Below are 6,763 nucleotides of genomic sequence, written 5' to 3' on the forward strand. Positions count from 1 at the left end.
GATGATAAAGGCGATTAAAGTACGATTACTGCCAACAGCAGAGCAGGAAAAACAGATGTGGAAGTCAGCAGGGACGGCCAGATATATATTTAATTGGGCATTAAATAAACAAATTCAACATTTTGAGAGAACTGGTAAATTAAATAAAATATCTAATGGTGTTTTGAGAAAAGAACTTACAAAATTAAAACAGACAGAAGAATTTAGTTGGCTTTACCATGTGTCAAATAATATTGCAAAACAGGCTGTTAAAGATGTATGTATGGCAATAGATAGATTTCATAATGAAAGTAAGAAACATGGATATAGGTATAGAGTATCAGCAATAAAAAATGGTAAACCATTAACATTTAGTGACTTTGAAGATTTTCCAAGACTTAAAAGTAGAAAAAAATCAAAAATATCATTTTATAATGATACAGATAAATTAAAGGTTAAAGAAGATAAGGTCTTAATAGAGAAAGTTGGCTGGGTTGAAGTTGCCGAAAAAGGTAGAATACCTACAGGTGTTAAATATACTAGTCCAAGAATAACTAATGATAATAAGTATTGGTATATATCAGTCGGCATAGAAGAAATAGGGCCAATAACAGAAAAAACAGATATATCAATAGGTGTGGATTTGGGATTAAAAGATTTAGCAATAGCTTCAAATATAGATAAACCATTTAAAAATATTAATAAGTCTAAAGAAGTTAAAAGGCTAAAAAAGAAACTTAAAAGAAAGCAGAGACAAGTTTCAAGAAAGTATGAAAAGAGTAAAATTCAAATAGGAAAGGAAGGTGAAAACCGTTATAAATTTGCTAAAACAAACAACATTAAGAAATTGGAGAAAGAAATAAAACTTATTCAAAGAAGGCTTTCAAATATTCGTTTAAATCATATACATCAAGTAACTACCGAGATAGTGAAAATCAAACCATCAAGGATAGTTGTAGAAGATTTAAATGTTAAAGGTATGATGAAAAATCGTCACTTATCCAAAGCAATACAAGAACAATGTTTTCATAAATTCATAAACATTTTAAAGTACAAATGTGAATTTAATAGCATTGAGTTTGTAAAAGCAGATAGGTTTTATCCTTCATCAAAGACTTGTTCATGTTGTGGTGAAATTAAGAAAGATTTAAAACTTAAAGACAGGGTTTTTATCTGTCAATCATGTAACCATAAGATTGATAGGGATAAAAATGCGTCAATAAATCTTTCAAGGTATAAAAAATCAGCATAATATCACTAACAAAATAATGCTGATATGTACTGTTCGTTACGCAGGAATTTAAGCCTTTGGAGCAACATGTCAAACTGGAGTAGTTTTTATAACAAAACAGGCTGTGTTGAATAAGGAAAAATCTCTAAACATTAGATTTTAGTAGATTTTGTGTAACGGTAAATATGTTTGACATAAATATTTTTAATAAAATGAATGAAAAAGAAAAGTATGATAATATGCTTACTATGCTGGAATCTCTTGTAAAAGATGAGTTAGATGATATTTCTAATTTATGTAATTCGGTGGCTCTTATAAAAGCATTAGTAGATAAATTGAATTGGTGTGGGTTTTACTTGATTAAAGATAATGAATTGGTGGTGGGACCCTTTCAGGGAATGCCAGCTTGCAGTAGAATTAAGATTGGAAGAGGGGTTTGCGGCACTTCAGTAAAAGAGAAAAGGATCTTGAATGTAGGTGATGTACATAAATTTGAAGGTCACATAGCCTGCGACTGTGCCTCAAATTCAGAACTTGTAATTCCCATAGTTAAAGAAAATAAGATATACGGAGTACTGGATATGGATAGTCCCGAAATAGATAGATTTAAAGAAGTTGAAGTAGAGTATTTAAAAAAGTGTGTTGAAATTTTAAATAAATATGTAAATTGGGAAAAAGTAGTTTCATTTAAATAGAGTGGGGAGATAGATATGAATAAAAAAGATTTATCAAACATAAGGAAAGAATTTAAATTGGGAAGCTATATGCTTACAATTAAGGAGATTTATAGTATATATTTAAAAAAAGATAATGGAGAAATAATAACCAGAGAGCTGGAATATTTTGAAATGATGGAAGTGGAAAAAAGAGAACTTTATCTAGATAATTTTAAAAAGATACTTACAGGAGCTTTAGACTCCAAAATATTTGAATTAAATTTTAAAAATGTAAGTGAAAAAAAATCAGGGGAAGATACCCAGTATATATTATATGAAGCCTTAAGTAGAGGGGATGGTATAGCTGAATTTGCTGATAAAATAGTAGATAAAATTTCTAAAAATTATACTTATGATACGGATATAGTTATAAGTTTTACAAGGGCAGAATACTATAGTTCCAATAAGACAAAAAAAGAATCCTTAGATGATTGTGTACAAGCTATAGAGGTTATATTATGCAGCATAAATAAAGTTGAAATACCTAAAAAAGTATTAAAATTTGACTATACGGAAATGAGGTTCAAACCTAATTCTACAGTAGATATGATTATAAATTTAAATTCTCCCGTAGAAGGTTTCATGTTTCCTAGTTTTACATCTCAGTATGTAGATGTAAATAAAATAGTATATTATTCTTCAAAATCAAAGAATATAAACAATACTTTTGTAGAAAAAGTATTGGAATGTACTATTAAGCCTACAGCTCTAGAGGAAAAGGAGAGTTTTAATGCGATTTTATGTACAGCACTGGGAGGTAAAATAAAACCCCATATTATGCAGGATATATATGAGATAATAAATGAAAAAATTGAAGAAGAGGAAGAAGAACCTACTTTGGATATAAATGAAGTAACTAGGGTTTTAGAAGAGAGTGGTGTAGAGGACACTCAAATAGTCAGAAGTGCTTTTGAGGAAGTATGTGGAGGAGATTATGAATTTAAAGTGAGAAATGTAGTACCAGATTTTAAAAGTAAATCTATAAAAATAGAAAATGAGAGTACTAATATAACTATAAGCCCTAGAGATTTAAGTAGTGTAAAGCAGGTAGTTAATAAATGGGGTAAAAAGTGTCTATTGATAGAACTTAAAGAGGATATGGTCCTAGATGGACTTGATTTGGAAACAGAGCAAATAGAAAAACATATCTAATATCTTATAAATATAAGGATGTATTTAATAAATACATCCTCATGTAAACTTAATTATAATCCTATTTTTTAAATATGCCAAAAGGTTTTCCTGTAGGTAAAAATTCCCTTCCAAAGTGAGGGTTTAATACAGCAGCAGCGGAACCATAAAAAGCTATAAGTGATGCTAATAATTCAGCTATTCCTGCTAGTTTAATAGAAAACTTTGGTGAAATGCCAAAATAAGTGAGTGCTAATCCTATAAACAAAAAGTTTATAAGAAAGAAAACTAAGAATAGTACCTTGTTGGTCTCAGCTGCTCCTATGGTCATAAATACAGTAAATATCAAGTATGCTATAAATGCAAATCCTAACTGCTTATGATCCATTCCAACTGTAATACCCTTTCCGAATACACCTGCGCCCATCATCCATGTCATGCCTACTGAGAACCAGAATAATGCAAAAGCTCCAAATGCTGTCGCTCCAAAAGTGTTTTGTCTTTTAGAATCGTTGATACAAGCAAATAGTTGGGCAAAACCGCCTAAAAATATGGCCCAGGGAATTATAAGAGAAGTCCCTTCGGTGATGCCAAGCTTCTCTGCAGAAGCTATTAATGTTACCACAGCAAGTCCAAATAATCCTAATGCAGATGGATCGCAGTTGGCAATTTTGATGTGTTGAGTTTCATTTGAATTCATAATAGTCCCCCTTATAAGTTATATTTGTAAAACGCTTACACATACATAATGTATCAAAAAAAAATGCATTTGTAAAGTCAATTTTGAAATTTCATAAATTTAGTTTTTTTTGCCCGGGTGAGAATGGAATTTATTTAATTTTTTATAACAATAGAATTTTTAAGTCGCTAAATGGTTTAGTAGTAGGTATAGGTTATTTCTAATTGAGAATTAAGATTTAACAATGAAGATTGAACTTTGTAAATGTAAATTTCTGGATTTATACGATAAAAAATATTGACATGATTAAGTATTATTGATATAATATTTAATACAATATTAAATATTTAAATGAACTTATTAAGAGAGGTGGAGGGAAAGGCCCTATGAAGCCCGGCAACCAGCATTTTATAATGCAGTGGTGCTAATTCCTGCAGCTTGTAGCTGGAAGATGAGTAAATCATTGGAATTTAAACTCAAGGATTTACCTTGGGTTTTTTATAATTTAACTGAACTTTAAAAGTTGACCAGAAAAACTGGAGACTAAATCTTAACTTATAAATATAAGATCTAGTCTTTTTTGTTTTGGTATATTTAAGTAAGTATTAAAGAAAGGGGGTAAAAAAGGTAGGTATTATGATAAGCATAAGAGATTTAAATAAGACATTTAATACACCTAATGGTAAAGTTGAAGTTTTAAAAAATATAAATCTTAAAATTGAGAAAGGAGATATTTTTGGTATTATAGGATTCAGCGGAGCTGGAAAGTCTACTATGATACGCTGCTTGAACAGACTTGAAGAACCTACCTCTGGTACTGTATTTATTGGAGATAAGGATATTACAGCTATGGGTAAAGATGAACTTAGGGAAGCCAGAAAGAAAATTGGAATGATATTTCAAGATTTTAACTTGTTTCATTCAATGACTGTATATAAAAATGTAGCTTTCCCTCTAAAGATAGCTGGCTATCCTAAAGGAAAAATAAAAGATAGAGTACATGAGATATTAGATTTGGTAGAGTTAAGTGATAAAATAGAGTCCTATCCTGCCCAATTAAGTGGAGGTCAAAAGCAAAGGGTGGGTATAGCAAGAGCTCTGGCCAATGAGCCAGATGTTTTGTTAAGTGATGAAGCTACTTCGGCATTGGATCCGCAAACTACTTATTCTATATTGGAACTTTTAAAAGATATAAATAAGAAACTTAATTTAACTATCCTACTTATAACTCATGAGCTAGATGTTATTAAATATATATGTAATAATATGGCTGTAATCGAAGAAGGTAGTATTGTGGAAACAGGAAGTACAAATTCAGTATTTTTAAATCCTAAAAGTAATACTGCTAAAAAGTTTGTTAAAATAATGGGAAATCTCAGTATGAATTCTGCATGTACTGGAGGTGGGGTAATATGACTGACGATTTTAAATCTTTGATTATGAAGGGATTATGGGAAACCATAGAAATGGTAATTATAGCTGGTGGTATAGCCTTACTTATAGGACTGCCGCTTGGAATTATTCTGGTTGTTACTAAAAAAGGACATATTTTAGAACATGAAAAGTTAAATAAGATATTGGCTACTATAGTAAATGCAGTAAGATCCCTTCCCTCTGTAATATTAATTGTGGTTCTACTGCCATTAGCTAGATTAGTTGTAGGGACTACATTGGGCATGAAAGCAGCCATTGTACCTATATCTATAGGAATATCACCTCTTTTAGCTAGAATTATTGAAACATCATTGGAGCAAGTAGAATGGGGGAAAATTGAAGCAGCCTTATCTGTAGGCGCAAAACCATTTCAGATTATATTAAGGATTTTAATACCAGAGGCCCTTCCTTCTCTTGTAAAGGGAGTTACAATTTCAATTATATCCATTATTGAATTTACTGCCATAGCTGGTGTTATAGGAGCAGGAGGGTTAGGAAGTCTGGCAATACGTTTTGGTTATCAGAGATTTCGTAAAGATATTATGGTAGCTACAGTGGTGATATTAATTTGTCTGGTACAGTTCATACAATTTTCAGGAGACCGTATTTCCAAGCATGTGAATAAAAAAAGGTATAAATTTGATTAATTATTTTTAAGGAGGATAAATTAATATGAAAAGAAAAAGTATAGTATCTTTATTGTTAGTACTAGCCATAGGGCTATTGTCAGGTTGTGGCAGTGGAGGAGATTCAAAAAATACTAGTAGTGGAAATGGCAAGAGTAACAAGGTCACTGTGAAAATAGGAGCAGCAGCAGTGCCTCATGCAGAAATATTAAATCATATAAAACCTGAATTAGCAAAGGAGGGGATAGATTTACAAGTTGTTGTTTTAGATAGCGAAGATGAGTTAAATCCAGCTTTACAGGAAAAACAAATAGATGCTAATTATTTCCAACATTTACCTTATCTGGAATCTGTGTCTAAGGAGAAAGGATATAATTTTGCAGTGGCCGGAAAAGTTCATGTAGAGCCAATAGGTTTTTATTCTGATAAAATTAAATCTAAATCTGAAATTAAGGATGGGGCTCAAATTGCTATACCTAATAATCCTTCTAATGAATATAGGGCTTTAGTACTTCTTCAAACACAGGGATTAATTAAGCTAAAGGCGGGGTTGGCTAATTACAGTGCTACACCCGGAGACATTGCAGATAATCCTAAAAATTTAAAATTTGTAGAAGTTGATTCTGCTCAGCTGCCAAGAGTATTACAGGATGTGGATGGTGCTGTAATAAATACAAATCTTGTGCTGGAAGCAAAGATGGATCCAAATAAAGCATTATTTAGAGAGGACAGCAATTCACCTTATGCAAATATAGTTGTTGTAAGAAAAGGAGATGAAAATAGAAAGGAAATTAAAGCCATAGTGGCAAAACTTAATTCAGAAGATGTAAGGAATTTCATAAAAAAGAAATATGGAGTTGCAGTAGTACCAGCTTTTTAAAATCTTAGAGAGCAATTTGGTAATATGTCAAGAAGAAGATGAAAAGAAAATGAAATTATTTTAAGCAAAAAGGGTAACTTTAACAAG

General features: G+C 31.0%; 7 protein-coding genes and 1 riboswitch. Of the genes, 6 read left to right on the top strand and 1 reads right to left on the bottom strand.

Annotated elements, in window-relative coordinates:
- Position 1: 1 nt before the first annotated feature.
- From ACJDU8_RS14210 to ACJDU8_RS14220, 3 genes are all read left to right on the top strand, one after another.
- On the top strand, positions 2-1,231 hold the full coding sequence (locus ACJDU8_RS14210) for an RNA-guided endonuclease InsQ/TnpB family protein (protein ID WP_406792807.1): 1,230 nt from the start codon (positions 2-4) through the stop codon (positions 1,229-1,231).
- Between the two features lie 164 nt (positions 1,232-1,395).
- On the top strand, positions 1,396-1,905 hold the full coding sequence (locus tag ACJDU8_RS14215) for a GAF domain-containing protein (RefSeq protein WP_406792808.1): 510 nt from the start codon (positions 1,396-1,398) through the stop codon (positions 1,903-1,905).
- 15 nt (positions 1,906-1,920) lie between these two features.
- Entirely contained in the window at positions 1,921-3,078 is a 1,158-nt protein-coding gene (locus ACJDU8_RS14220) for a DUF4317 family protein (RefSeq protein ID WP_406792809.1), read from the top strand.
- Positions 3,079-3,139: 61 nt separating this feature from the next.
- Here ACJDU8_RS14220 and ACJDU8_RS14225 read toward each other — a convergent pair whose 3' ends face one another.
- Positions 3,140-3,757 (bottom strand): acetate uptake transporter, encoded by a 618-nt coding sequence (locus ACJDU8_RS14225; RefSeq protein ID WP_406792810.1) that lies wholly within the window; start codon positions 3,755-3,757, stop codon positions 3,140-3,142.
- A gap of 333 nt (positions 3,758-4,090) precedes the next feature.
- A riboswitch (SAM riboswitch) is annotated at positions 4,091-4,194 on the top strand.
- A gap of 178 nt (positions 4,195-4,372) precedes the next feature.
- Here ACJDU8_RS14225 and ACJDU8_RS14230 point away from each other — a divergent pair.
- Genes ACJDU8_RS14230 through ACJDU8_RS14240 form a run of 3 tightly spaced genes read left to right on the top strand, consistent with a single transcriptional unit; the run spans position 4,373 to position 6,676 of the window.
- Positions 4,373-5,152 (top strand): methionine ABC transporter ATP-binding protein, encoded by a 780-nt coding sequence (locus ACJDU8_RS14230; RefSeq protein ID WP_406792811.1) that lies wholly within the window; start codon positions 4,373-4,375, stop codon positions 5,150-5,152.
- On the top strand, positions 5,149-5,817 hold the full coding sequence (locus tag ACJDU8_RS14235) for a methionine ABC transporter permease (protein ID WP_406792812.1): 669 nt from the start codon (positions 5,149-5,151) through the stop codon (positions 5,815-5,817). The genes ACJDU8_RS14230 and ACJDU8_RS14235 overlap by 4 nt, the downstream gene beginning before the upstream one ends.
- A 25-nt stretch (positions 5,818-5,842) precedes the next feature.
- Positions 5,843-6,676 (top strand): MetQ/NlpA family ABC transporter substrate-binding protein, encoded by an 834-nt coding sequence (locus ACJDU8_RS14240; protein WP_406792813.1) that lies wholly within the window; start codon positions 5,843-5,845, stop codon positions 6,674-6,676.
- Positions 6,677-6,763: the final 87 nt, after the last annotated feature.

Source organism: Candidatus Clostridium eludens (assembly GCF_045310515.1).
GTDB classification, from domain to species: domain Bacteria; phylum Bacillota; class Clostridia; order Clostridiales; family Clostridiaceae; genus Clostridium_B; species Clostridium_B eludens.